This is a genomic window from Lysinibacillus mangiferihumi, assembly GCF_003049665.1.
Taxonomy (GTDB): domain Bacteria; phylum Bacillota; class Bacilli; order Bacillales_A; family Planococcaceae; genus Lysinibacillus; species Lysinibacillus mangiferihumi.
In genome coordinates this window covers 79,922-105,297 of record NZ_PYWM01000008.1, presented here as the reverse complement: position 1 = coordinate 105,297, position 25,376 = coordinate 79,922, and the positions used below count along the sequence as shown (strand labels likewise).

The window sequence follows — 25,376 nt, the reverse complement described above, 5'->3', positions numbered from 1 at the left end:
AATAAAATCAACAAAACTCTTTCTTACTATAGATAAATAATGCAATTAACATGGATAGAAGAAAGACTAAAATACCTCCTAAAAGCAATAAATATGGAAAATATGTTGATAAATCCAAATTAAAACTTGACAATGGCGACCGTTCTAGTAAATTACGAATCTCTCCTACTTTACTTAAAGAAAAGAATGGTACTAATACTCCCACAATTATAATACCTTCTGACTTTTCTAATCCGAAGTGATAAAGAAGTGGGAATATTATTGCTCCCGCTACAAGCAAAGTAACAGCATCGACAGCGATCCATTCAGCAACATGATTACTATTAAAGGAAAGCTGGAACAATAGCGTGTATATATATATGCTGCCATAGGATAATAGGACTCCTATAATGATGGATAAAAAATAGAAAAGATAGTAACTTTGCACAATAGTTCTTCTATAAATCGGTAAAGTAAGGACATACTTATCATAACCAGACTTAGCTTCTATTTTTGATAATTCCAATGTTGGGAACATCATAAGTAGCATAATAAACCTAATAGCTAACCCCTGACCACCCCCACTTACCACAAAAGGCACTGAATAATTTAAGACATCTGAAACCCAAATAGATAGACCAGCTATTGTTATACTTAACGCTGCGTACATCAAAAGACTTCGATAAATCATATAATAATTTGTCATTACTAACCCAATTGTATGCACCACTTCCCCACTCCCTATAAAAATTAACTTAAAGCTCCTTTTTCCGATAAATAAATATAGCAATAAAAATTGAGATTATATAGATTAAAATGCCTACCAGAGCAAATATCACTGAATAAACTAGAAACGCAGTTGTATTCCCAGGCATCTCTATCCCATGCACAGGCATCTCTATATTCATTAAACCGACTATATACTTTCCTATCCTCCCCATCAGATTTGCAAAACCTATTGAAGCAAAGAAAACTGCCAATACATAAATATCTACTCTTTCTGATCCAAAAAGATAAATAAGTGGGAAAACCAACGATCCTGTTAGGATAAGTATAGTAAATACAGACACTAAACTCTCATATTCACCAAGACTGAAGGACATCCATGAAAATTGACTAAAGACAAGAAGAATACCCATAGTTACTAACATACCTAAGATTGCAGCAAAAACGAAAAAAAGATACTGACTTTTCACAATAGTCTCTCTACGAATAGGTAAGGTAGGGATATACTTGTCGTAACCAGATTTATGGGCAATTTTTAATACATCAAATGCAGGGAGCACCGATAGCAAAAGTAGCAAAGAAGGAACTGTATACTCAACATCTACCCCTACAACTGGTACTTTCCAATCCTTAACATATACGAGGGCAATAGCACAGAGGGCAACCCCACCGGCTATATAAAGTATCATATTTCGATAAACCATATAAAAATTCATCATTATGAGACCAATCAGCTTCATTATTAATCACCTCTATTCTATTATAAAAATATATTAAAATTCTTTTTTACGATAGATAGCTAGAGAAGTAACATACGATAGTAGAAAGATTAAAATACTTATTAGAATATATATAAACGGAACATGGATTAATAAATCGAGATTAAACTTTAACAGTGGTGGTTGCTCTATAAAATGCTCAACCCCTACTCGAACTAAATTTACTATTAAGGCCATAAATCCAAGGCTTAGAAATAGAATAAAATCAGACTTCTCTTCCCCCAGCATAAAAATCAATGGAAATATGATGCCTCCCATCGTTAACATTGCTAGAATTGCCAAAGTGATAGACCGATATAGGCTAAAATCGATTGATATCATCGAAAAGAGCCCATGGACATAAAGGACACTAACAAAAAGTATTATGCCTATCATCACAATTAAAAAAAAGAAAACATAGTAACTTTGTATAACAGTCCTCCTAGTAACTGGCAAAGTAAGCACATACTTATTATAACCAGATAGTGCCTCAACTTTTATAGCTTCCCATACAGGTGTTATAATCACTATACATACCATCACCATAGACAAAGATAGCGCTTCACTGCCTATAACGTTAAGCATCACCACAGCTATTCCTATTCCTATTAACATATACACCAAAATGACTTTACGAATTAAACTAAAGTTTGTATAGATTAAACCTTTCATTCATTACTCACTTCCTGTCAAAAAAACACTAATTTCTTCCATTGTAATTGTTTGAGCTACTATTCCACTTGGCAATTTTTCTTTATCTGATACAAGTACAGTAAATAATGCACCATGTTTTCTTTGGGCAATAATGATATCTTGATTCAGTAGTGTGAGCTGGTCATTATCCAGATCTACAAAAGCATATTTTTCAAACACTTTGTCTTTTTCTTCATTTAATGTAATTTTACCCTCATTTATAATGACCAAATGGGTCGCTATCCTCTCGATATCACTCATAATGTGAGATGAAAGCACTATCCCACAACCATCTTTTTTTACAAAATTTCCCAATTCATCTAATACCATTTCTCTTGAAGAAGGATCTAGACCGCCTGTTGCTTCATCTAGGATTAACAATTGTGCATTATGTGATAATGCAACAGCTATAGATATTTTCATCGACATCCCACGTGAGAATGAACCGACTTTTTTATTTCTAGGTAAAGCAAAAATATCTACTAAGCGCTCAAATTCATTTTGATCCCAAGAATCAAACACTTTGACAAACACTTTTCCTAATTGCTTTATTGTAAGGTTAGATGGCAGATTGATAGCATCAAATACTACGCCTATTTTTTCTTTAAGTTTGACTTCTTTATTTAGATTTTCTTTACCAAATAGTTTCACTGTACCGCTCTCTTTATGAATCAATTCCAATACTGCTTTAAATGTTGTCGATTTACCTGCCCCGTTATTACCGATAAACCCAACAATTGCTCCTGATGGTACATTAAATGAAACATCCTGTAAGACCACTTTGTCACCATACGATTTTCTAAGATTTTTAATTTCTAAAAGATTTGACATTATTTCATCCTCCTCTATCAATATTAAAATTAATATATCAACGGTTTTGGCCGTTTCTAACTTGTTAGAACATTTGATTATAATATTGTTTAAGTTTTCAAAAAAATCGTCATTTAATACGCTATATTACCCTATCAAATAGAAATTAAGATTAAGTATTGTACTGTTACCTCTAAACATCGTTAACATCATTGTTACTTGAATCGTATAAAATTTTTTCAGTGAATTTTTATTGCATGATTGGCGTTTGTTTTCGGAAGGAGTTGACGGTGCGAATAGTATTATTGTATTTGCTAAAAAGGGGTCAGCTTATGTAAGAGGAAATTGAAGTATCATTTCATGGAATAAATGACCTTGATGTTTCCTCCTGTTTGGAAAATATTTTGCCCTTTATTCTGCCTAGAAGTGTTTTGCAAAAATGCCATGGGTGTCGAATCTCATTCGATTTGTTTCATTGCGTGGATGTTTATATTATGTAGGAGAATCGACTTCTGAATGTAACGGAATAATCGTTTTGTACCCGATTTCTAGAACAGAATCACCGTATTCAAGTCCGTCATTTTAGTTCGATAATTTATTCCTAAGCGCTCAAGTTTAATTTTTCACAGCTAAAGAAATATAGCTATTCTACGCGTATCACTCTACTAGAAAACTTGCTATAGACCGCTTACTATTAAATGTAATTATAAGTTTATCATTGCCATAACCATCATATCAACCGACAATTTTTTGACGGTAACCGTCAATTTTTCTGTCGGTTGATATGAAATTTTTGCTCTCCTTAGCTGAATAATTAGTTAGAATTAACATCTCTAAATTGGAAATGACAAATGATTGAACGTCAAAAACATCCTATATGGAGTAAAATGATATCTTTAATGTAAGTAAGATAAAACCATCTAACTATTTTGGCTAGTTTATCTTTATCACCTATATAAGACAATAAACAATAAATCTTTCTTCCAATTCAAAAATCTCTACAATAAAATGATACCCACAAAGAGCTTACAAGGATTTCTTGTATTGGTTAACTTCACTTAATTTAACTAAAACAAAAAGGAATGGTACAACGAAACCCGTTATACCATTCCTTTTAATCATTCATTTTGCTTAAAAACTCATGCCAATGATGCATTCGAGGTAAATTCACATACTGGTTGTAAGATTGGTTTTTTAATATCACTTTTGTGTGGATGTCTTGTAGTGTTTCTAATACAGCCGGTTTATCATCTACATAAACATCTAATACAAGTTTTTTAATAATGTTTACTTTCTCCGCGTCTTGCATACCACAATAGAAATGCCCCTCTTTCACAGGAAAACCTTGAGCCTTCATCCATTGTTGCGTTTGCTGACAATATTGCTTCGGACGTGACGTAATATAATAAATTTCATGCCCCTCTTGATGTAATGTTTGTAGCGTTTCAAGAGCCATTTCAAAAATTGGACAATCCGTAAAGTATATTTCCTCTAAAGAACTATTCCACATTGCGGCGCCTTCTGCATCTGTTAAGCCAAAGGGCTCATGAATCTCTACTCTTTCTAAAGCATGAAAGGCTTCCAGTGTGATATCTTTACCTAGTTTTTTATTATAAAGTGAGAAGGCATGTGCCCGTAAATTGATCAATGTGTCATCTATATCAAAACCGAATTTCATCTATGTTTTCTTCCCCTCAAGATGCCCTATCGATGAAGTGAAAGGCAAAAGTCTGTTCTTTTTCAATTTGCTGCGCTAATACTTCTTCAATCGCCTGTGCTCGCATTTGTTGAAAATCTTGCACATTAAATTGACTAATTGTCTCTTTGTTTAGTAAGGATGCAAGACAATCTGCATCTTTTAGCGCGCTATTTAAGCCGAATGCGCCAGTAGGTGTCATGGTATGAACAGCATCACCTAACAGCACAAGTCCTGCTGTACCCCAACAATCGCAATGACTACTAAATACATCGAGTAACACAAAGTCCTGCCATGATTGAATATGGTGTGTAACAATATCATCTAGCTGTGGAAAGGCCTCAATTAGCTTGTGAACAAACGGTGTAAATGGCTGCTTTCTCAGCTGCGCAAAATTTCCTTGTTCAATATTCCAACCAATTTGAATAAAGCCCCCAGTCTGGGAGAATAGCGACAATTGTTTTTCATCAATTAATGCCATTTTAATAGCTGGCTCCCAATCTTGAGGTGCTGGAATTTTCGCCCACAGTAAATCAAAACCATGTTTCTGTTTCTGGCTGGCAATATGTGCTCGCTTTCGAATAGTCGAGTATCGACCATCCGCTCCTATAATAAGCTGACTTTTGATTTCAATTGTTTCATCGTCTTTCCTAGCCACAACACCGATATATCGCCCTGAAGTATCCATCAAAAGTGTTGTAACTTTAGTATGCAAGAAACACTTAAAGTTTTGAAAGTGTACTGTTTGTTGAAGTATTCCCTTCAGCAAATGAGCTTGAGGCACATGAATACCTAAATGCCCTATAATGGCATCTGGAACAATCGTTTTAATGACTTCGCCCTTCGCATAATATTCTAATTTTTCCATTCGTAATAAACCAAGTGCTTCAACCGCTTCAAAAAGAAAATGCTTTTTGAGAACCGCCTCACCTTCTTCGTTTAAATGCTCACCACGAAATGCCTGCCCGAGTGTTGCGTTTTGTTCCAATAGTATGACGGATAGACCCTTTTTAACTAGCAAATGCGCAAGCAGTGCACCAGCTGGTCCAGCTCCGACAATACAAACATCCGCATGATAATTCACTTTCCTTCACCTTTTTTCGGATAAGCAATAATGCGTAAATCTTGCCCTAACTTTTTAAATGAATCAAATTCAACATCCCATGCTTCATCCATCGTTGCTGCATTGTAACCAGCGATTGGTGTTAATGATAGACGACCACCTAAAACTTTAGGCGCTACATAGATGACATATTTATCGATGGCAGCACTTTGTAAAAATGAGGCATTAATTACGCTACCACCCTCCACTAAAATATCTGTAATACCAAGTACATAAAGTTTCTCTAACATATCATCAATATGCAATCCTTCACTATCTCTTCGGACAGGGAGGACCGTGACACCTTTTGCCTCAAAAGCGCTAATTTGCTCTTGTTTGACTTCCTCACTGCAGACAATAATCGTTTGCGCTTCTTCTACATTTAATACATTTGCATGTGCTGGTGTACGAAGCGAGCTATCCATAATAATACGTATAGGATTTTTGCCCTGTCGATTGTTTAATCTCGTCGTTAAAGATGGATTATCAGCAATCACTGTTCCAACGCCGACTAATATTGCATCTACTTCATGACGAATATGGTGCACATCTTCCCGAGCTTCTGCACCTGTTACCCATTTGGAATGCCCCGTATGCGCTGCAATTTTGCCATCTAACGTCATAGCATATTTTGAAATAACGAATGGACGTTTAGTAAGCATATTGTGTATAAAACGTTCGTTTAAACGTTGAGATTGTTCTTCTAGTACACCTACCTCCACCTCAATGCCTGCATCACGTAGCAATTGTATACCTTTGCCCGCTACAGCTGGATTCGGATCCTGCATCGCTACTACAACTCGACTCACTTCTGATTCTTTAACTAAATTAGCACAAGGTGGCGTTTTACCAAAATGCGAGCATGGCTCAAGCGTTACATAAAGAGTAGCTCCTTTAGCGTGCTCTCCCGCCATACGAAAGGCATGCACTTCCGCATGAGGCTCCCCTGCTTTACGATGCAAACCAGTTCCTACAATAACACCATCTTTTACAATAACAGCACCTACAAGAGGATTTGGGTTCGTATTCCCTCTTGCACTCGCCGCCAAATCTAATGCCAATTGCATATATTTTTCATCTGTCGTCATCTTTACACCCTCCACTTACTTCATGTCACGGATATGACCAGATTTTTCTATTTTTGTATCTAAATAAAAGCGGTTTGTCTCTGTTACCCCACCCCATAACGGGATATGTCCATCTGCTGTTAAACCGTGCATCTGTAAAGCGGCTAGCTTTTTCGGATTGTTCGTAATTAGGGTTACAGGTTTTGAACGAAGAGCCGTTAAAACCGTTATCGCCTCTTCATAAGAGCGCGTATCATCTTGGAAGCCAAGTGCATGATTCGCTTCTACTGTATCTAAACCTTCTTCTTGTAGTAAATAAGCAAGCGATTTAGAAAATAATCCGATGCCACGCCCTTCATGGTCTGCTAAATAGAAAATCGCACCGCAACCATGCTCTACAATCATTTTCATCGATTCATGTAATTGGTAGCCACAGTCACAGCGTTGGCTTCCAAAGATATCACCTGTATGACATATGCTGTGCATACGAATTAAAACATCTTCCTCATTTGCAAAATCCCCATAAACAAGTACGGATGATTGCTGAGAAAATGCCAAATTTGCTGTTGCTAGCCCATCAATTATTTCTTCTTTTGATAGATTACTATCAATTTTTAACCAGTTATACCATTGGAATGTCGCTGAAAATTCACCTTGCTTAACAGGTAATTTCACGGGACCTACAAGACAAATATTTTCAGTTTCTGAATGCTTTACAATTGTCATTTTGTCCTTCACTATATCCACTACTTTAGTAGTAATTGTCATATTTATCGCCAACTTTCTATGTTAAACATTTAGGTTATATTTACTAACTGAACATTTCATTATACTCAACTTACTTAACGTAACTTAGTTTATAATAATAACTTAAAACTGTCAAACAACAGCTCTTTTCTACTAAAATATCATATTTGAATAGAAAGCTGTTAAATGATGCTTAGAACCTATACTAATAGCTTATGGAGGTGCTATTTTTTCTGTGCAGGCTAGTCTATAATAAGCGAAGGTAGGTTTGTTATGACGAAAGGAAGTTTAAGCATGAACTTAGAAAAAAATGTTCAAGTAAAGCAACCAAAATACCAGCAAATAGCGGTAGACCTTGCTTCAAAAATTGTAGAAAAAAAATATCAAATTGGCGATAAAATTTACGCAAGATCTTCATTGGCTAGCCAATACAATGTATCGGCTGAAACGGCAAGAAGAGCGATAGCCGTGTTGCAAGATTTAGAAATTGTCGAAGCATCCAAAGGTAGCGGTGTCATCATTAAATCGTATGAAATGGCGGCACGCTTTGTCCGACAGTTCCAAGATGTTCAATCTGTTCATGAACTACAAAATGAGCTGTTGATCAGTATTCAAAAACAACAACAGGAATTGTTGCATTTACAAGAAAAAACAAAACAACTAATTAGTCGCACTGAACATTTCCGTTCCGTTAATCCTTTTATTCCATATCAAATTGAAATGACAGCTGATAGCCCATGTATCCATCAAACATTGCAAGAATTAAATTTTTGGCAAAATACATCTAGCACGATTGTTGGTATCCGTCGTGGCAATGAATTATTACTTTCACCGGGACCATACGCTTCAATTGAAGAAGGAGATATTATTTACTTTATCGGCAATGATGAAAGTCTAGGCCGTGTGCAGAGCTTTTTATATCCAAATTAAAATCCGCATAAGCGCTGATATAACAGCGTTTATGCGGATTTTTTCTCATTTATCGATTTGACAAAAGTAACAACTCTTTGTTAACGTTAAGTTGTTACTTGTTCATTTTTGGTTTTCATTATCCTCAAATAGTTTAAAATAAAACAATTCGGCCACGGATTTGTTTTTAAAGTAACTACATTCTCCCTCTACTAATTGAGGTTGTATCTCACTGTATATTTGTAAGTGGGATTAGTTTTTGAAAGGAGTGGTTCTATGGAAAAAATAAAAGTAGAACATGTTTCTAAAGTTTTTGGTAAGCATATTACTCAAGCTTTAGAACTCGTCAAACAACAAAAAAGCAAGACAGATATTTTAAAAGAAACGGGTGCAACGGTTGGTGTTTATGATGCTAGTTTTACCGTCAATGAAGGAGAAATTTTCGTCATTATGGGCTTGTCTGGTAGCGGGAAATCAACACTTATTCGACTATTGAATCGTCTTATCGAACCAACGAGTGGCAATATTTATATTGATGGCGAAAATATTTCTAAAATGGGAAAAGAAAGCTTACGAACCGCTAGAAGAAGCAAAATGAGTATGGTTTTTCAAAACTTCGGTTTATTCCCTCACCGTACACTTCTACAAAATACCGAGTATGGTCTTGAAATACGAGGTATCTCTAAAGAAGAGCGCAAAGCTAAAGCAGAACAAGCTTTAGCAAACGCAGGCTTACTTGCCTATAAAGACCAGTATCCAAACCAACTATCAGGCGGGATGCAACAACGTGTTGGCTTAGCACGCGCACTCGCAAACGATCCAGAAATTTTATTAATGGATGAAGCATTTTCTGCTCTCGATCCTTTGATTCGGAAAGAAATGCAGGATGAATTACTAGATTTACAACGAACATTGAAAAAAACAATTTTATTTATTACTCATGATTTAAATGAGGCACTACGCATTGGTGATCGTATAGCCATAATGAAGGACGGTTCTATTATTCAAATTGGGACTGGTGAAGAAATTTTAACGAATCCAGCAAATGAATATGTAAAAACATTTGTTGAAGATGTCGATCGCTCTAAAGTATTAACAGCTGAAAACGTAATGGTTCGACCAGTATATGTCAACGTTGACCTTGATGGACCTACAGTTGCACTGAAAAGAATGCGTCAAGAAGCTGTTAGTTTACTAATTGCTGTTGATAAAAACAGACATTTGAAAGGATTTATTACTGCTGATGATGCACTAGCGGCTGCTAAAAAACAGGAACAAACAGTACATTCGATTGTTCAATCCGAAATGTTAACCGTTCCTCCAGATATGCTTTTACAGGATATTTTAGGCATGATTCATAACTCCCCTACTCCTATTGCAGTTGTGAAAGACGAACGTTTACTTGGTGTTCTTATCCGTGGCGTGGTTATCGAAGCACTTTCAACATGCACTGAGGAGGACGTAACACATGAATAATTTTTTAGACAATATTCCAACCTTACCACTTGCCCCATGGGTAGAATCAGCCATGGACTGGTTGACGAGTAATTTTTCAGCATTCTTCGATGTGATACAAAAATACGGAAAACTACTCATGAACCAGGTCACGGATTTATTAATTAGCATTCCCGCTATTATTCTTATTTTACTTGTCGTTATTTTAGCATTTTTCGCTGTAGGCAAAAAATTGGGGCTTGCAAGCTTTACACTAATAGGTCTGTTATTTATTTACAATCAAGGTTTATGGGATCACTTGATGGAAACGACAACGCTCGTATTATTCTCTAGTATCATTTCTATCATCATCGGTATCCCTCTTGGTATTTTAATGTCCAAGTCAAGCGTTGCTGAAAATATTATTAAACCAATTCTTGACTTTATGCAAACGATGCCTGGCTTCGTATATTTAATCCCCGCAGTTGCCTTTTTCGGCATTGGCATTGTACCTGGTGTATTTGCATCCGTTATTTTTGCATTGCCCCCTACTGTACGTATGACAAATTTAGGAATTAGACAAGTACCAAAAGAATTAGTAGAAGCCGCTGATTCATACGGCAGTACCGCAGCACAAAAATTATTTAAAGTAGAAATCCCACTTGCCAAATCAACTATTATGGCCGGTATTAACCAAACGGTTATGTTATCTCTATCAATGGTTGTTATCGCGTCGATGATTGGGGCACCAGGACTTGGTCGTGAAGTATTAACAGCATTGCAACGTACACAAGTCGGTAATGGATTTGTTGCTGGTTTAGGGCTCGTGATTTTCGCGATTATTATCGATCGCTTAACTCAAAGCTTTAATCGAAAAAAAGAGCTGTAATAGAGCATTTTAGCATTACATCAGCAAGTTACAATCGCATTATGTCACTAAAATGCTAAATACGTAGAGAAGAAAGGAAGATTTGAATGAAACTAAAAACATTATCAAAATTAGGGATGGCTCTAGGGCTAAGCTTTTTACTAGCCGCTTGTAACGAAGGTGATTCCACTAAAAAAGAAGATGCAAAAGATGTTAATTTAGCCTACGTTGAATGGGATACTGAAATCGCTTCGACAAACGTTGTCGGTCAAGTTTTAGAAGACCTAGGGTATGATGTTACTTTAACTCCGCTTGATAACGCTATTATGTGGGAAGCTGTTTCTAAAGGGGAAGCAGATGGCATGGTCGCTGCATGGTTACCACATACACATGGATCACAATATGAAAAATATAAAAGTGACTTAGATGAACTTGGCGAAAACTTAGCAGGTGCGAAAATTGGTTTAGTCGTACCAAGTTACATGGATGCTAATTCTATTGAAGATTTAACAAATGAAGCAGACCATACAATTACAGGCATCGAGCCAGGTGCTGGAATTACAGCAGCAACTGAAAAAGCGTTAGAAGAATATGATAATCTTTCTGATTGGAACTTCTTAACTTCATCTTCAGGAGCGATGACAACAGCACTGTCGAAAGCAATTAAAAATAAAGAAGAAATTATCGTTACAGGTTGGTCACCTCACTGGAAATTTGCCAAATATGATCTGAAGTATTTAGAAGATCCAAAAGGTGTTTATGGCGGAGAAGAAACGATTAATACATTTGTTCGCAAAGGTTTAAAAGAAGACCGCCCCGATGTTTATACTGTTTTAGATAACTTCCACTGGACATCAGAAGATTTAGAATCTGTTATGCTAAATATTTTAAATGGCGATGACCCAAAAGATGCAGCAAAACAATGGATTAAAGATAACCCAGAAAAAGTTGCTGAATGGACGAAAGATATAAAAAAATAACGAAAAAGAACGCTGCATACAGTCCTTTAAGGGCTAAAAAATCCACCTTACTCTCTGCTGGCACATTCCAGCAAGAGTCTAGGTGGATTTTTACTTTACAATGAAATTGTTTAAAATTGTTTGGGTGACTGGCACTACTTAAGATAACAATTTTAAACAAATCGCAGCTCCTAAAACGAGCACAATACAGACGATTCTTCGCCAATCTTTCGATTCATTAAAAAACAACATGCCTAGTATAGCTCCCCCTGCTGCCCCAATTCCCGTCCAAATGGCATAGGCTGTTCCCATCGGCAAGGTTTCCATGGCATAGGCAAGCCCTAAAAAACTAACCGTAAATACGGCAATTAATAAGACTAGGTTTTTTATATTTTTCACTTCATTGTACTTACTAATCATAAAAACACCCATCATTTCACAAAGTCCAGCGATGACTAATGCTACCCACGCCATTATCCCTTCACCTCTTTCTCTTTTGGCTCACCCGTCACAAGCTTCAAGCCTACAACACCTGCGAGTAAAACGACAATACACAAAATTTTTGCTAGTTTCCACGGCTCTCCAAACAGCAGACTATCGGCACATACCGTACCTGCCGTCCCCAAACCTACAAACACTGCATAAACCGTGCCAACAGGTAAACGCTCTCCAGCCTTAATTAATAAATAGAAACTAATAAAAATAGCAATTGCTGTTCCTAGCCATTCTAGTGTACTATTAGCATGCTTTAAGCCAATAACCCAGCCAACTTCAAAAAAAGCCGCTACAAAGACACTAAGCCATTGTTTGTTCATTTTAAATCCCTCCATTTCGACAAATAAAAAAAGCCTACAGAAACACTGTTTTTCAACAGTATCTCCCAGGCTTTTATCCTTCCGTGTCACAAAATATATTTTGTGGTTTTCTCTCGGACCAGACTAGCTAGCGCTACGGAACCCTAGAAAACTATCATATCGAATTGTTACCATCATTATAGCCAATAAGCTAATCATTTTCAACTGGCACATAACCAACCTTTTCAACTAATGCCTGTCCTTCAGGCGACACAATCCAATCAATAAACTTTTTAACATTTGGGTTATCCATCCCAGCAGTTACTGCGTAAAATTCGGATATTAGTGGATATGTACCATTGCGAATATTTTCCTTTGTCGGCTCAATACCATCAATGGACAGTAATTGTATTTCATTATTCCCAACCATTTCTGTCGAGTAATATCTAAACGTATAACCAATTGCATTTTTATAATTGCGATATTGAGAAACTTCATGGATTATGCCACCCATGCCAGTTGCTACATTTTCTGCAGGTGCTTCCATTATAGGTGTATCGCCCATAATTTTTTCTAACGTCGTCTGACTACCACTATCAGCTGGTCGTTGGAATGCGCGAATGGAGTCATTATCGCCACCAACTTCGTGCCAATTTGTAATTTGACCTGCATAAATTTGCTTCAGCTGTTCAAGTGAAAGATTTTCAACGCGATTTTTATGATGCACAAAAAAAACAAAAGCCTCACGCCCAATCGGGGTCATAGCAAATGTCAGCCCATTTATTTCCGCGACTTTTAGTTGTGAATCTGATGGGGCTGCTGCAAAAATCACATCTACATCACCAGCAATTAAATTTTGATAAGCTTCAGGCGTTCGACTTACTTTCACCTCGCTATCATAGTATGGATAGCTTTTGTTCGGATAGGTCGCCTCTACAAAGGCAGCATATAACGGGTACATCGCCGTTGCTCCATCTATACGTGGAAGTGGCTCTTCCAAGTGTAAGGACGCGTTTATTCTTAAAAGTGTAAATTTATACCACTGCTATTTACCTTATAAGATTTCCTTTTAAAATGCAACCATTAGTTATGAAAATATTGGTAAATATAACATTAACATAGACCATAAAAAATTGAAGCATATAAAAAAGGATGGAACATAACAAAAAAAATTTAAGGAACAGAGCAAAGGTGTTCATAAATTTTTGCTATATGGAGAACTAGCACACTTAGCTATTCTTGCTTTTGCAATAAAGAAAAAATTAGAAGGGTTCACTAGTTGTTGGTAGCGGAGACGGTGACTCCTGCTCAGAACGCACACATCGTAAGACGCGGGCAATAACGGCGTAACAAAAAAGTGTTAGATTGACTGCCATCAATCTAACACTTTTTCTCTTTTGTCCCAGCCTCTAATCGTTACTATATCAACTGCACAGCCTATCCAATATAAACACCATCACATGTGTCAGGTGCTGGTTCATAAAAACAATGTTTTTTAAACTGTCCAGCAAATGGTTGGCCGTACCATGTTGGTGGACACGGCGCGTACGGATTAAAGTACCAGAGGGCGTATTTCCCTGGATGCACTCGCCAATAATCCAAATTTTGTTTAGCTAATCTTTTCTCCGTTTCTCTTGCTCTTTGATAAAACATGTTTCCTTTTTGAACTGCTTCAAATGAATAATTTCCGCCTTGGACTTGATAAATAACATCTTCAATTGATCTTAAATCTTTAAAGTCTAAACAATTGGAAACTAGCCGATTGACAATCACATTGCCAACATACAACATCCCTTGTTTCCCTTCACCTTCAGCTTCTGCTCTCATCATCCTCGCCATTAAGTCAATGTCTGCATCACGATATTTTACTCTTGGCAATTCATTCACCCCAAAGTTAGTGTATGACTACAATACGATAAATGTGTCATATGCAGACGAAGAAAAATACTTTTAAGACTGACCATTAGCATCGTGTCTAATTTTAAAGTAAACGCTATATGGCCGCGGATTTATAAAACCCAATTTAGTCCCTAAATTAATTGAAGCTTGATTATCAATATCACAGTCCCAACGAGGTTGAATATGAGCGGCTAGGCAATCATCGATAAATTGTTCCGCAACGATACTTGCTAATCCTTTTCCTCTATAATGGGAATCTGTCACAATATCTATTTCAGCAAATTTTGTAGATTTAAAAATTGATACGCTTGCGCTAATTACTTGCTCATTATCCTTGACACAAAAACCTATTCCATTTTGGATAAAATTATCCGTTGAATCCCAATATGTATCGTAATAGCTGTTGTCAAACTCCAAACAATGTTGGATCTCCAACTGCCCAATTTTGGCTACGTCATACTCACTTTTATTACTGCTTTTTCTTTTTTTATACGTCTGGAGGTCAAATGAAAAAGCATAACGCTGGATTTTGCCTACTTGCTGCTTCAGATATTTTTCAATGACACGATCCCACGCTGCACTAGGAGAAAATAATGTAAATCGTTTTCCTTGCTCTACAGATGCATCAAAAATTTTTACGAGGTGCTGAAGGAATCGTTCATCTGATACCTGACCGGCAACATAATATAATCCTGAATCCGTTGCGATTAGCAATGTTTTGTAATCAACAGCATCTGCATAAACCGTTCCTTTAATCATCGAATCCAATATGCTAAATACAAACGTCGGTGCTTCACTAAGTTTCGTTTTAATCAACTGAAAATGGTCTTTTGATACTATAATCATATGGCTATACCTCTTTATTTTATCTTCATTTCAAGTCCTAAAGTGAATAGGACATATTTGTTCCGTAATTTTACGTGACTACCCATTATTTTAGCAATTTTTCCAAAATAACTAAATTCCGTTCCAAAAACACAGCATTTTTCTCAAGTCCACGGCGTTTACACCATCCGATACTATTGAAAGCATCTGTAAATCGATAAAAAGGCAATACCACGTCTAAATCGATTAATGGTCTAATACTGTTGTATCCTTCTTGATAGGCTTGAAATAATGTAATATCCCGACTTAAAAAATCTCGATATAGCTTTGTAAAATCTATTTCGGTGGAACCAAATCGTACAGATTCAAAATCGATTGTACCTAATACTTTATTAGCATCCACAATAATATTTGCTGGCCGAAAATCCATATGGATCAAACTTGGTCCATCAGGCGATGGGAGCTGTTGTTTCATTTTTTCAAAATGAGCCATGGCTTGATTGTATAAACAAACATCTACCACATCTTTAACATCTTCTGCAAAACTATAAAACTGGCGTTCCACAAAATTAGACCAACTAGCAAACTCATTATCAATGCCGATTAATTTGTGCAAAACAGGAGGTTGGACGGAATGGATGGATGCGTGCAAGATCCCTACTTGATAAGCTACTGTTGGTGGAGCTTCAAATGTTAACGGTTTACCTTTTAATTCGGATAATAAAAATGCTCCTGTACAGGCTTCATCACCAGCCCAACAATCCAGCATGTCTGGTATAGCTACCCTTCCTTTTAATAGCTCATACGCTTCTAACTCACGTTGATATTTTAATTTTGAAAAAGGTATCTTCACAAAAACATTTTCCTTATTACGTAGTGCACATTTAACAACTGTTGAACTATTGGAATCTTCCACCTCACTGACTGATACAGTATCCAATCCAAAATGTTTAAGAACACGATCTACCATCTATATGGACCTCCATTTTATAAATTTCATTGTTGAATCGTTCACCACTTGCACCAATGGAAACTTTTTACCATTTTCTATTATCTAGAATATTTGATGATTATGCAAATGCCGTAAAGATGAGAACATAAACTGCAATATTCCTACACAAAAAACATTGCGTAGAATAGTTTTAAGTTAAAGGAATTTCTTTATTTTCATATTGCATTTCAACTAAAAATGTCTTGATTATTTTTAACGTACGTAAACAAACAATTGTATGCTCCTACAGTACAAAGAGCCTAACGTTATATCTATTGTTATAATAAAAAAATTTATTTAGGAAGTTGTTGTTTTCTTAATCATCTTATTGACGAATTAATAACTATTCTATAAAATTAATTTAGTGGCAAAAATTACCTAATAAAAGACCTAACTCAGCCATTAGTATTACATTCTTAAAAAGATTTTTTTATCAAGAAAAGAGGAAACCTTAGTGAAAAGCATCAAACATAAATTATTAGGCGTATTTTTAATTATCGTCCTATTAATTACAGCTTTATGCGTATATAACTTCAAGTCTGTCGTGAAATTCAATCACGATACCAACGCTATAATAAAAGAAGATTTACCATTGTTAATCGCTGATGAAGAATTAGCCTTTAATATTGCCGAACGAATCGCGTTAGCACGTGGATACATATTGTATAATGACCCTTCCTATAAAGAGGCATTTCTTCAATATACGGAGGAAAGTAAAGAATTACAAGATCAAGTTCTTCAAGAAACAAATTCTGAAGAAGCAAAGCAACTTATTGATAAAAGTATAGAATGGCGTAAAACAATTACTGAAGAAGTGTTTGTAGAGTTTGATAAAGGGAATAAGGAACAAGCCCTTGCCATTATGGCCAACAAAGTGCAGCCCCTAGGTAGGGACTTGATGACTGGTTTTAAAGAGATCGCTGATAAAAGAAAAAACATCATTCTTAACGAAGGTAATGATGTAATGGAAACAGGAACAAGCATTAAAAATGCCAGTTTAATGATGTCTATTATTATTATTATAGTTGCCATTATTTTAGCAATAGTAACAGCGAGAGTTATTTCAACGCCAATTAAAAAGGTTGTTGACCGTATGTTACAAATTGCGGACGGAAACTTACAATCTACCAATCTTGTCACGAAGGCAAAAGACGAAACAGCCCAATTAATTGAAGCTACGAATACAATGAATAGTAATTTGAAAAATGTTATTACGAACATTATTAACGCAAGTGACAATGTAAAAGAGCAAAGTAAAGGTCTTTCCGCTTCTGCCAATGAAGTGAAGGAAGGTAGCTTACAAATTGCGATCACTATGGAGGCATTAGCTTCAGGTTCTCAAGAACAAGCGCAAAACTGTGCCAATCTCAGTGAAACACTTTCCGACTTTATAGAAAAAATTAAATTATCAAATGAAGAAGGGATACAAGTAAGAACCCTTACTGAAAAAGTAAAAACAGCTACGATCAGTGGCAATAAACTGATGTCAATATCTGAGAGTAATATGCATAATATAGAAGATTTAGTGGAAGAATCCGTTACTAAGGTGAAAGAATTAGATCAAAAAACAGCCAAAATTAATGATATCATCTCTGTTATTACGAGTATTTCAGAACAAACCAATTTATTAGCGCTAAATGCCGCAATCGAAGCTGCAAGAGCAGGTGAACATGGAAAAGGCTTTGCTGTAGTTGCAGACGAAGTAAGAAAGCTAGCTGAAGAAGTAAAATTTAGTGTTAATGACATTACAAGTATTGTTAACGATGTGCAGCTAGAATCTGCCGAAGTTGCATCATCATTAGAATTCGGCTATAAAACGATCCTAAACGGAACATCCCAAATAAAAGAAACCGCAAAAACGTTCAATTTAATTGCTGAGCTGATTGAAAACATGTCAACAAAAGTTGGTTTTATTTCGAATGAACTTGAAAGTTTTGTAGATAAAGGGCAAATATTAAACATGTCCGTTGCTTCAATCGCAAGTGTGTCAGAAGAATCTGCTGCGGGTGTAGAAGAAACAACTGCTTCGACTGAAGAAATAGCCACTCTAATGGAACAAATATTAGCAAGCGCTCAAATGCTAGCTGACCAATCTGAACAATTAAACAACATCACCAAAAAATTTACAGTCTAATGGGGATAAGATGTGTACTGAAGTCATTACAGTACACATCTTTTTTAGTTTAGTATGAACCTATGGCGATTCTCACGATTTTTGTGGCGTTTTCTTGGGACTTAGTGGCGATTCCCACGGTTTTTGTGGCGTTTTCTTGGGACTTAGTGGCGATTCCCCCCATTTTAGTGGCGATTCCCAGTTTCATTATTGACCCCACGGCTGCTCTCATAAAAGTTCTTCGATAAAGACAACTCGCGATTATCTATGAGTAAATAGTGTTAACCATTTCTTTCAATAATGCTTTGCTCATCAAGTTTATAGGTGCTTTCGATTTGTATATCATTAATAGTGTAAAAACCCACTGCAATCAGTCCACCAAAGATGACTGAGAAAAAGATGGCGAAGATTTTACTTTTACTCCACACCTTAGTTACCTCTCATCTTATCGTAATCGCTAATGTTCCCCATTTTATTTCTTGTTCTGGCGTGTAAATTTCATATGTACTGTCTAACATTTCTTTCATTGTCCAACCTTCACAATCAAACTCTTTAAAAGGTATATCATTATACAGCTCTTCAAAAGTAACGTATTTTCTCAACTTTGTTACTTGCACTCTAAATGTTTCATTTTTTTCTGGAATCCTAATAAATTCAATAGTGTCTCCGACTTTGATTTTCCTTCTCTTTTCATCATTTAATCGAACCTCTATTGTCTTTTTCCCTTCTTTTATTGATGTCAAATATTCATCATATATGCCCATGTGATGTAACACTTGAACTGCACCTCCCTCTGCGAGTTTAATAAGAGACTTCCTTCTTTTTTCTTTTGATTAGAAAGATAGCCCACCAAACAACTAAATAAAAGAATCCCGTAACTGCATAAATTGACCAAGGTGATCCTTGTTGTAAGTGGGCAATTAAATGTTCAAATTCATCCACGCCTTTCTCTCTCCCAATACTATTTATAATACTAATAAGCGGAATAGTGATTGTCAGTACTGCTGAAATAATCGATAAAACAATGTTCTTCTTTCGGATAATACTTAATATTGAAGCACCCAATGTTGCTAATATAAATGTGTAATAAATAATCCACACCCAATTTGGAAAGGTTTCCCAATATATTTACTCACCTACTATTCAAATAATGACACTTTCAAATCTATGCCATAACTATGTACATAGCATAGCATGTAATTTCCCCCAATGATGATAAATATGAGCTACAATTTCTAACAACCATTCATACCGTGACTATGTGACTTCCCAATAAGAATCATTTCCTCTAAAGTTCTCTTTCTGCATATTTCATTAATAAGTCCCCCTTTTGTCACCAAAAAAATTCACTTCACTTTTCGTAGATTCCTAATGGTATAATAAGTAAAATATAATTTTTTTATGAAACAGGAGGAACTTCTCATGTCATTATCCGATATAAATATTTGCGTTTGGAAGCCACTTTCAACATCACCGCCACCACCGTATACTCCGAATAAGCTTATATACAAAACAGATTAAGAATCTGCGAGATATAAGCTGTTTCGCAGATTCGAAGGAGTATACAATGAAATCAAACATTCAGTTTATTTTATCCATGGTCATTTTCGGTACAATTGGTTTAGTAGTACGAAATATTGACCTATCTTCGAGCGAAAGAGCTTTGCTAAGCAGTTTTATTGGATGCTTGTTTTTAACAATCGTCTTTTTTATTTTGAAGAAAACAATAGCATGGCAGTTGGTAAAAGCGAATGCTGTCATTTTGGTGTTTTCTAGTATTGCCTTGGGGGGAAATTGGATTTTCCTTTACCAATCCTACGACTATACGACAATCGCCAATGCAACACTTGGCTATTATTTTGCGCCTGTGTTTGTCATGCTTCTTTCTCCATACGTACTGAAAGAACCATTGTCTTGTAAAAAAATTGTATGCGTTCTGGTTGCGATTACCGGTTTAGTGTGTATTGTCGGTGAAGGTCTAAGTGCATCAAAAACTGATGATCTTCTTGGACTTTTTTATGGATTAATTGCCGCCGCTTTTTACGCTATATTATTGTTATTAAATAAATTCATTCAGGATATAGAAAAACTGGAACTGACTATTATTCAGCTTGGAACTACCGCTGTACTTCTCTTGCCTTACGTTTTGTTAACGTCCGGTTTTGATATCGTAAAAGTATCTGGTTCATCCATTCCTTTTATTTTAATTTTAGGGATTTTTAATACGGGGATTGGATTTTGGCTATTCTTCTCGGGTATGGAGAAATTAAAGGGGCAAAGTATTGCCATGCTCAGCTATGTTGATCCCTTTGTAGCCATCTTGATTTCCGCTTTTATTCTACAAGAGCACATGACAATGCTTCAAATACTTGGGGGTATATTACTACTAGCCTCAACTTTTGTTAGTGAAATAAAAACGAAATCACTGAAATTTATAAAACACTAAATGAAGGAAGACACAGTGGGAAGTATTGATTTCCCACTGTTTTGATGGAATTAACTTGATTGAAACTACCACGTTAAATCATGTAAAAAAGCAAGTATATCCTGGTTTAAGTCATGCCTATCTAATCCTAATGTCATCAAATGTTTAGAGTTTGGATACCCTTTTATTATTTTATGCTGCGACACAACGTTGTGAAAAATAACTTCGGCACTTTCTTTATACAACGGATCATCCAATGCACCATACATTATTCGAATGGGCGTTGTAATCAATGCCAACTTATCCATTGTTACATCAATTAACTGTTGAAATTCCACCAATGTATGGTTAGGCAAATTTTGTAGAAGGGCCATTTCTATATTTATTTGGTCCTCGTTTTTTCCTTCGAGTCGTTTGTATTCCTTTGCATAATAAAAGGCGCGCTTTTGAAGAAATAAAGCTTCCCTATGTCTTGGTACGGACATTGTCACAACACCATTTACCTCTAATTCTTGAGCTACTTTTAAGGCAAACACTCCACCAAGAGAAAGGCCGATTACCGCTATTTTTTCATACCCTTCATCCTTCAACAACTGGTAAGCTTGTCGTACATCCTCCCACCAATCAGTCGGTCCAAATGTCAGCAATTCTTCTGCTGGTAAACCATGTCCTTTGTACAAAGGTGCATAACAAGTATAATTGTGCTGTTGCAAATACTTTCCTAGTTTTTTCATATCCATCGTATTGCTTGTAAAAGAATGTAATAATAAAACCGCTTGCTTTCCACCTTTATAGAAAAAAGGCTTAGGTGGTACAATGTTCATCATAATAATTGAATCCCTCGCTAAAATATACTTTGACGTTCTCTCACATAAAGTATCCAATAAATAGTCGCAAATTACCACGAACTCAGCTACTTAGAACAGCGGAAAAATTATCAAATGCATGTAATACATCATCACCTAATGGATGACCAAATTCTTGTTCTTTTAAAGGTAATATCCCTTCCTTTTCAAGTTGCTGTAGATAGCTTAAAAATGCGCAAGAAATAGCTTCCATATAAGCCTTTAGCTTAAATTGATATGTATCTGTACGTTGTGGATAATGGCCTACATGTTCAATAAAAAGGTTTTGACCATCACTTGAAAATAAATAATAATCAGCATTCCCGTGACAATCTAGCTGTGCCTCGCTGATTTCTTCTTTATAAAGTGCCGATAACGTTATAAAAAAATGCGGAATTGCTACAAAGCCTATACCTGATTTAAAACGAAATAGCTGCGTATCATCGGAAACGTCGAATTGTATATCTCCACCGCTCAGTCGAATATCGATACAACATTTATAATTACCATCCATAAATCCTACCTCCATAAAAGAAAAGGACCAAAGAATGGTCCTATTCCTTATTCAACTACTCTATCAAACCTGTTACTCTAATATCTTTAATTTACAACAGTCATACCAGTTTTCTGCATTTAATTCGACAATTTGGACATTTTGTTCCATCTTAATTTTCCCCTTTCATTTTTCGGGGAAACGCTAAATAACTTTGTTAGTAAGGCGTTATCCCCTTGTAACCAATCACATTCAATCTCGTATTTTTCATACTGAACGCCTCCTTTAACAATTGCTGTTCTTCACACTTTTTAATTGCACTTTTTTCCACCAAAACCTTTTATATCAAATTTTCATTCCTAGTCAGCACGCACATTAGTAAACATCAATTTCAATGGAATCCCACAATTCCTTGATTAATTGACCATCCAGTTTAATCTTTCGAAGTAAATCTTCAGCGTTTTGGCCAATTATTTCACTCGCTGAATCATAGAATTTCCAAAACATAAACTGACCAGCTCCACGACCTATATAGTAATTTTCTTTTTTATAAATGAAATGAATTTCTCTCCCCATCGTTAGATCATGCAGCAAATCTGTATAATTGTAATCTTTCATAAATCTTCATTCTTTAAATGTTTGGCATTTATAAAAAAGGCTGTGCCAATTAAAAATAATCCTAGACAAATGAACATAGCTATCCCCGAATATTGATCTTGCAATATAGTTGTGCTTATTAACATAACGACCATCATTAGTACAAGTGCTCCATATAAGCCTTTAATATACTTCATTAGTGATTCCTCCTTATCCAACATATGGATTGCTAAAGTTTCTTGCGAGTTTGAGAATAGATAAAGAATACGACAAATAAAAACGCTAAAATCCCCAAACCTTTAAAGATATAGTGTATATAGCTTTTTTTGTAAGTATAGGGTCCTTCTCGAAAGGCTTTGATATACTGATTGTCTCCAACTTGGACGGCAATTGTATCATCCGTATTAATACCAACAATTGAATAATATTTCGTCCCTTTTGGGTATACATTTGAAAAGTTACCTTCATATTTTTCCATATCGGAATACTTCGTGACTTCTCCAATTTCTTTATCAATATTTTTTACATTTTCATCGCTCATCACATAAATATAATTGTCCCAAACAACGAAAGGATATGCCCAACTTGTTGCGTTTGCTTTGCATGGAAAAATGGCTATAACTAGCATACTTACAATAACCACACAAGAAATAATTCTTCTATAACTCAAGTGCTTCACTTCCTTACTCAAACGTTTGCCTAATTGGACGTTGCCAACAGAAAGAAAGTTACAAAATATTCCACATCAAAACTTGTTGTGCATCCAACGTAATAACTTTAAATTCTGAAAATTATGTTAAAATAGATAAAGAACACAGCAAGGAGGGTTTTAAATGGCAATTGAAAAAGTACGCGACCATTTTGCACAGTGGAATTTACAACACAAAATACAGGAACTAAGTGAAAGCTCAGCAACCGTTGAAATGGCTGCAAAAGCACTTGGCTGTGAACCCGAGCGTATCGCTAAAACACTATCATTTCTTGTAAATGATGGGGCGATTTTAATTGTAGCAGCGGGTGATGCCAAAATTGACAATGCTAAATATAAAGCGATTTTTGGCACGAAGGCTAAAATGCTTGCCAAGGAAGAAGTCAATGAACGTATTGGACATGATATCGGGGGTGTTTGCCCATTCGGTATTCATGATGGAGTTGCCGTTTACTTAGATGAATCGCTTAAACGTTTTGCAACGGTATTTCCTGCCTGTGGCAGCAGCAATTCCGCTATTGAACTTAGCATTCACGAGCTAGAAGCATATACACCTTATCAACAATGGATTGATGTCTGTAAAGGTTGGAAAGATTAATAAACTAAAATGGAAAGTAAAATCCACTGAGCCTCCTGCATAGACGGAAAGCAAAGTGGGTTTTACCTTATTTATAGCCTATAGCTAACCAATGGGAATCCCATTCAGTAATTTGATTGCCTACGCGACAAGACAAACCACACGCGCGATTATCAGCGATAAAAGAGCCGATGAGCCATTTCTTAGAATGGAAGCCATCCGTCTGTTGAATATTGATGGCAGGCATTTCAACGTACTGCTGGTAAATAAACAAATTATCATCATAATGTGTGTAGGCAGATGCATTTGTTTTCGAGCCGTCTCCGGCATAAATTTCTACTGTATTGCCTTCACGAGAATAGACAGGTTTTTTCACAAAGGGCACTCCATCTGCTACAAATGGCTCTGCGGACAAATAGGTTGGTAACATGTACTTATTAATTGCAGACCGCTCCTCCGCATTAAATAATAGTGGATCATTTTTCCGCTCCCAAATTAGCCATAATAAAATTTTGGACTGAAGAACATAGGCCGCTGGCGCATTAATAATGGCAAGCTTACGATCTTTTACAAGTTCTAGTAATTGCAGACCAATTCTTTCACCATCAGATGCTATATCGTCAATTAAAAACTCCACTGGATGTGCAGGGCGATATAAAATATCGATTTTTTCCATTGAAGGTGTATAAAGCCCTCTCATTACGCTAGGCGTATCTTTAGAAAAAATAATTAGCTTTTGGATAGGTACATATTCAACATCAAACGGGACACAAGTTTTCAAAAAATTCACCTGGCAATATTCCTCAAAATCCTCTTCAGCCGTTTTTCCTGTTATAACTATTTTAGGTTTTTTAACATCATGTAAATAATGCATTGCAGCAAAAAGTGCACCAGAAAGCGTTTTTTGCAATGCTGATACATCATTAGGATTTTCTAGTTGGAAATGCTGACAGAGCTGTTCATTCATTTCAAACGTTTCTTGGACAAGAAATGGTGTTTCTCCATTCAGTTCTAGACATTTTATATCGCCTTCCTCCGTACAAATAAAATCAAAACGAGCAAGGATGGACTGTTGCTGTAAATAATCCAATTCGATATAAGGCATCATTTCTGACCGAATGCCAAGAGCAAAAAGCTGTTCGTCTGTTAAATGCTTAAATTGTTTTCCAACTTTTAAAAAGATTTGCCATAGCATCTTTGTGGCGTAATAAATCTCGTCTATCTTCTCTTTTTGCAGTTCCATCACATCGTATAAAGCATATTCTAGATCTTCAAAATCAAAAAAGAAATTAGGAAATTGCGAATAGAATTTTAGCCGTTGCTTACTATATGTAGCGTGTTCCATCGTGCTTCCTCCTTT

Annotated in this window: 28 protein-coding genes, 1 pseudogene and 1 riboswitch; of the genes and pseudogenes, 7 read left to right on the top strand and 22 right to left on the bottom strand. The window is 35.9% G+C overall.

The genetic code is table 11. The features are described from left to right. Positions 1 to 7: 7 nt before the first annotated feature. From C9J37_RS10010 to C9J37_RS09975, 8 genes are all read right to left on the bottom strand, one after another. Entirely contained in the window at positions 8 to 706 is a 699-nt protein-coding gene (locus tag C9J37_RS10010) for an ABC-2 transporter permease (RefSeq protein ID WP_137067704.1), read from the bottom strand. A 28-nt stretch (positions 707 to 734) separates the two neighbouring features. Continuing rightward, positions 735 to 1,445: an ABC-2 transporter permease gene (locus C9J37_RS10005; RefSeq protein ID WP_107895212.1), complete on the bottom strand. Its 711-nt coding sequence runs from the start codon at positions 1,443 to 1,445 to the stop codon at positions 735 to 737. 33 nt (positions 1,446 to 1,478) lie between these two features. Continuing rightward, positions 1,479 to 2,135, bottom strand: coding sequence for an ABC-2 transporter permease (locus tag C9J37_RS10000; RefSeq protein WP_107895211.1), 657 nt, complete (start codon positions 2,133 to 2,135; stop codon positions 1,479 to 1,481). 3 nt (positions 2,136 to 2,138) lie between these two features. Beyond that, on the bottom strand, positions 2,139 to 2,987 hold the full coding sequence (locus tag C9J37_RS09995; protein WP_107895210.1) for an ABC transporter ATP-binding protein: 849 nt from the start codon (positions 2,985 to 2,987) through the stop codon (positions 2,139 to 2,141). 1,093 nt (positions 2,988 to 4,080) lie between these two features. Beyond that, a complete protein-coding gene (locus C9J37_RS09990) occupies positions 4,081 to 4,644 on the bottom strand; it encodes a 5' nucleotidase, NT5C type (RefSeq protein ID WP_107895209.1) in 564 nt (187 codons plus the stop codon). 16 nt (positions 4,645 to 4,660) lie between these two features. Next, entirely contained in the window at positions 4,661 to 5,746 is a 1,086-nt protein-coding gene (locus C9J37_RS09985) for an FAD-dependent monooxygenase (RefSeq protein WP_107895208.1), read from the bottom strand. Continuing rightward, entirely contained in the window at positions 5,743 to 6,852 is a 1,110-nt protein-coding gene (ribD, locus tag C9J37_RS09980; RefSeq protein WP_107895207.1) for a bifunctional diaminohydroxyphosphoribosylaminopyrimidine deaminase/5-amino-6-(5-phosphoribosylamino)uracil reductase RibD, read from the bottom strand. Before ribD ends, C9J37_RS09985 begins: the two co-directional genes overlap by 4 nt. A 15-nt stretch (positions 6,853 to 6,867) precedes the next feature. Beyond that, positions 6,868 to 7,599 carry a GTP cyclohydrolase II gene (locus C9J37_RS09975; RefSeq protein WP_107895206.1) on the bottom strand — a complete coding sequence of 244 codons (732 nt, stop codon included), beginning with the start codon at positions 7,597 to 7,599 and terminating at the stop codon, positions 6,868 to 6,870. 273 nt (positions 7,600 to 7,872) lie between these two features. Here C9J37_RS09975 and C9J37_RS09970 point away from each other — a divergent pair, with 273 nt between their 5' ends. The 4 genes from C9J37_RS09970 (at position 7,873) to C9J37_RS09955 (ending at position 11,769) form a co-directional block, all read left to right on the top strand. After that, entirely contained in the window at positions 7,873 to 8,508 is a 636-nt protein-coding gene (locus C9J37_RS09970) for a GntR family transcriptional regulator (RefSeq protein WP_107895205.1), read from the top strand. A gap of 255 nt (positions 8,509 to 8,763) precedes the next feature. Then, complete coding sequence (locus tag C9J37_RS09965; RefSeq protein WP_107895204.1) at positions 8,764 to 9,963, top strand: quaternary amine ABC transporter ATP-binding protein; 1,200 nt, start codon at positions 8,764 to 8,766, stop codon at positions 9,961 to 9,963. Beyond that, a complete protein-coding gene (locus tag C9J37_RS09960; protein WP_024361426.1) occupies positions 9,956 to 10,810 on the top strand; it encodes an ABC transporter permease in 855 nt (284 codons plus the stop codon). Before C9J37_RS09965 ends, C9J37_RS09960 begins: the two co-directional genes overlap by 8 nt. Positions 10,811 to 10,896: 86 nt before the next feature. Next, positions 10,897 to 11,769 carry a glycine betaine ABC transporter substrate-binding protein gene (locus C9J37_RS09955; RefSeq protein WP_107895203.1) on the top strand — a complete coding sequence of 291 codons (873 nt, stop codon included), beginning with the start codon at positions 10,897 to 10,899 and terminating at the stop codon, positions 11,767 to 11,769. A gap of 138 nt (positions 11,770 to 11,907) precedes the next feature. On the opposite strand, the gene C9J37_RS09950 is transcribed toward C9J37_RS09955, so the two are convergent. The 6 genes and pseudogenes from C9J37_RS09950 to C9J37_RS09925 all read right to left on the bottom strand — a co-directional run bounded on the left by C9J37_RS09950 (position 11,908) and on the right by C9J37_RS09925 (position 16,236). Continuing rightward, a complete protein-coding gene (locus C9J37_RS09950; protein ID WP_107895202.1) occupies positions 11,908 to 12,222 on the bottom strand; it encodes a DMT family transporter in 315 nt (104 codons plus the stop codon). Then, a complete protein-coding gene (locus tag C9J37_RS09945; protein ID WP_107895201.1) occupies positions 12,222 to 12,563 on the bottom strand; it encodes a DMT family transporter in 342 nt (113 codons plus the stop codon). The genes C9J37_RS09950 and C9J37_RS09945 overlap by 1 nt, the downstream gene beginning before the upstream one ends. A 60-nt stretch (positions 12,564 to 12,623) precedes the next feature. Continuing rightward, a riboswitch (guanidine-I (ykkC/yxkD leader) is annotated at positions 12,624 to 12,721 on the bottom strand. A 32-nt stretch (positions 12,722 to 12,753) separates the two neighbouring features. After that, a pseudogene (locus C9J37_RS09940) lies at positions 12,754 to 13,557 on the bottom strand (PstS family phosphate ABC transporter substrate-binding protein); the annotation flags it as partial. 422 nt (positions 13,558 to 13,979) lie between these two features. Next, positions 13,980 to 14,420 (bottom strand): cell wall hydrolase, encoded by a 441-nt coding sequence (locus C9J37_RS09935; RefSeq protein WP_107895199.1) that lies wholly within the window; start codon positions 14,418 to 14,420, stop codon positions 13,980 to 13,982. A 72-nt stretch (positions 14,421 to 14,492) separates the two neighbouring features. Next, positions 14,493 to 15,287: a GNAT family N-acetyltransferase gene (locus tag C9J37_RS09930; RefSeq protein ID WP_107895198.1), complete on the bottom strand. Its 795-nt coding sequence runs from the start codon at positions 15,285 to 15,287 to the stop codon at positions 14,493 to 14,495. An 85-nt stretch (positions 15,288 to 15,372) separates the two neighbouring features. Next, positions 15,373 to 16,236, bottom strand: a complete 864-nt coding sequence (locus tag C9J37_RS09925) for a phosphotransferase family protein (protein ID WP_107895197.1) — start codon at positions 16,234 to 16,236, stop codon at positions 15,373 to 15,375. A gap of 475 nt (positions 16,237 to 16,711) precedes the next feature. Between C9J37_RS09925 and C9J37_RS09920 the strand changes: the two genes are divergently transcribed. Beyond that, complete coding sequence (locus tag C9J37_RS09920) at positions 16,712 to 18,391, top strand: methyl-accepting chemotaxis protein (protein ID WP_107895196.1); 1,680 nt, start codon at positions 16,712 to 16,714, stop codon at positions 18,389 to 18,391. 419 nt (positions 18,392 to 18,810) lie between these two features. Here C9J37_RS09920 and C9J37_RS09915 read toward each other — a convergent pair whose 3' ends face one another. Together C9J37_RS09915 and C9J37_RS09910 are read right to left on the bottom strand one after the other, a co-directional pair. Further along, a complete protein-coding gene (locus tag C9J37_RS09915; RefSeq protein WP_235617075.1) occupies positions 18,811 to 19,146 on the bottom strand; it encodes an ASCH domain-containing protein in 336 nt (111 codons plus the stop codon). Positions 19,147 to 19,171: 25 nt separating this feature from the next. Next, the gene (locus C9J37_RS09910) at positions 19,172 to 19,471 is read right to left on the bottom strand and encodes a hypothetical protein (protein ID WP_327440775.1); all 300 of its coding nucleotides are present in this window, start codon (positions 19,469 to 19,471) and stop codon (positions 19,172 to 19,174) included. 466 nt (positions 19,472 to 19,937) lie between these two features. Here C9J37_RS09910 and C9J37_RS09900 point away from each other — a divergent pair, with 466 nt between their 5' ends. Beyond that, positions 19,938 to 20,816, top strand: coding sequence for a DMT family transporter (locus tag C9J37_RS09900; RefSeq protein WP_107895194.1), 879 nt, complete (start codon positions 19,938 to 19,940; stop codon positions 20,814 to 20,816). A gap of 65 nt (positions 20,817 to 20,881) precedes the next feature. Here the strand turns inward: C9J37_RS09900 and C9J37_RS09895 are convergent, their stop codons facing one another. The 5 genes from C9J37_RS09895 to C9J37_RS28750 form a co-directional block, all read right to left on the bottom strand. Continuing rightward, positions 20,882 to 21,622, bottom strand: a complete 741-nt coding sequence (locus tag C9J37_RS09895; RefSeq protein WP_235617074.1) for an alpha/beta hydrolase — start codon at positions 21,620 to 21,622, stop codon at positions 20,882 to 20,884. Positions 21,623 to 21,704: 82 nt separating this feature from the next. Beyond that, on the bottom strand, positions 21,705 to 22,154 hold the full coding sequence (locus C9J37_RS09890; protein WP_107895193.1) for a hypothetical protein: 450 nt from the start codon (positions 22,152 to 22,154) through the stop codon (positions 21,705 to 21,707). A 354-nt stretch (positions 22,155 to 22,508) separates the two neighbouring features. Next, complete coding sequence (locus C9J37_RS09885) at positions 22,509 to 22,751, bottom strand: hypothetical protein (RefSeq protein ID WP_107895192.1); 243 nt, start codon at positions 22,749 to 22,751, stop codon at positions 22,509 to 22,511. Then, positions 22,748 to 22,927, bottom strand: coding sequence for a hypothetical protein (locus tag C9J37_RS09880; protein ID WP_024361441.1), 180 nt, complete (start codon positions 22,925 to 22,927; stop codon positions 22,748 to 22,750). The genes C9J37_RS09885 and C9J37_RS09880 overlap by 4 nt, the downstream gene beginning before the upstream one ends. Positions 22,928 to 22,959: 32 nt before the next feature. Continuing rightward, positions 22,960 to 23,400: a hypothetical protein gene (locus C9J37_RS28750; RefSeq protein WP_201262151.1), complete on the bottom strand. Its 441-nt coding sequence runs from the start codon at positions 23,398 to 23,400 to the stop codon at positions 22,960 to 22,962. 163 nt (positions 23,401 to 23,563) lie between these two features. Between C9J37_RS28750 and C9J37_RS09870 the strand changes: the two genes are divergently transcribed. Then, positions 23,564 to 24,037 (top strand): YbaK/EbsC family protein, encoded by a 474-nt coding sequence (locus tag C9J37_RS09870; RefSeq protein ID WP_107895191.1) that lies wholly within the window; start codon positions 23,564 to 23,566, stop codon positions 24,035 to 24,037. A gap of 67 nt (positions 24,038 to 24,104) precedes the next feature. On the opposite strand, the gene C9J37_RS09865 is transcribed toward C9J37_RS09870, so the two are convergent. Then, positions 24,105 to 25,361 carry a glutathionylspermidine synthase family protein gene (locus C9J37_RS09865; protein WP_107895190.1) on the bottom strand — a complete coding sequence of 419 codons (1,257 nt, stop codon included), beginning with the start codon at positions 25,359 to 25,361 and terminating at the stop codon, positions 24,105 to 24,107. Positions 25,362 to 25,376: the final 15 nt, after the last annotated feature.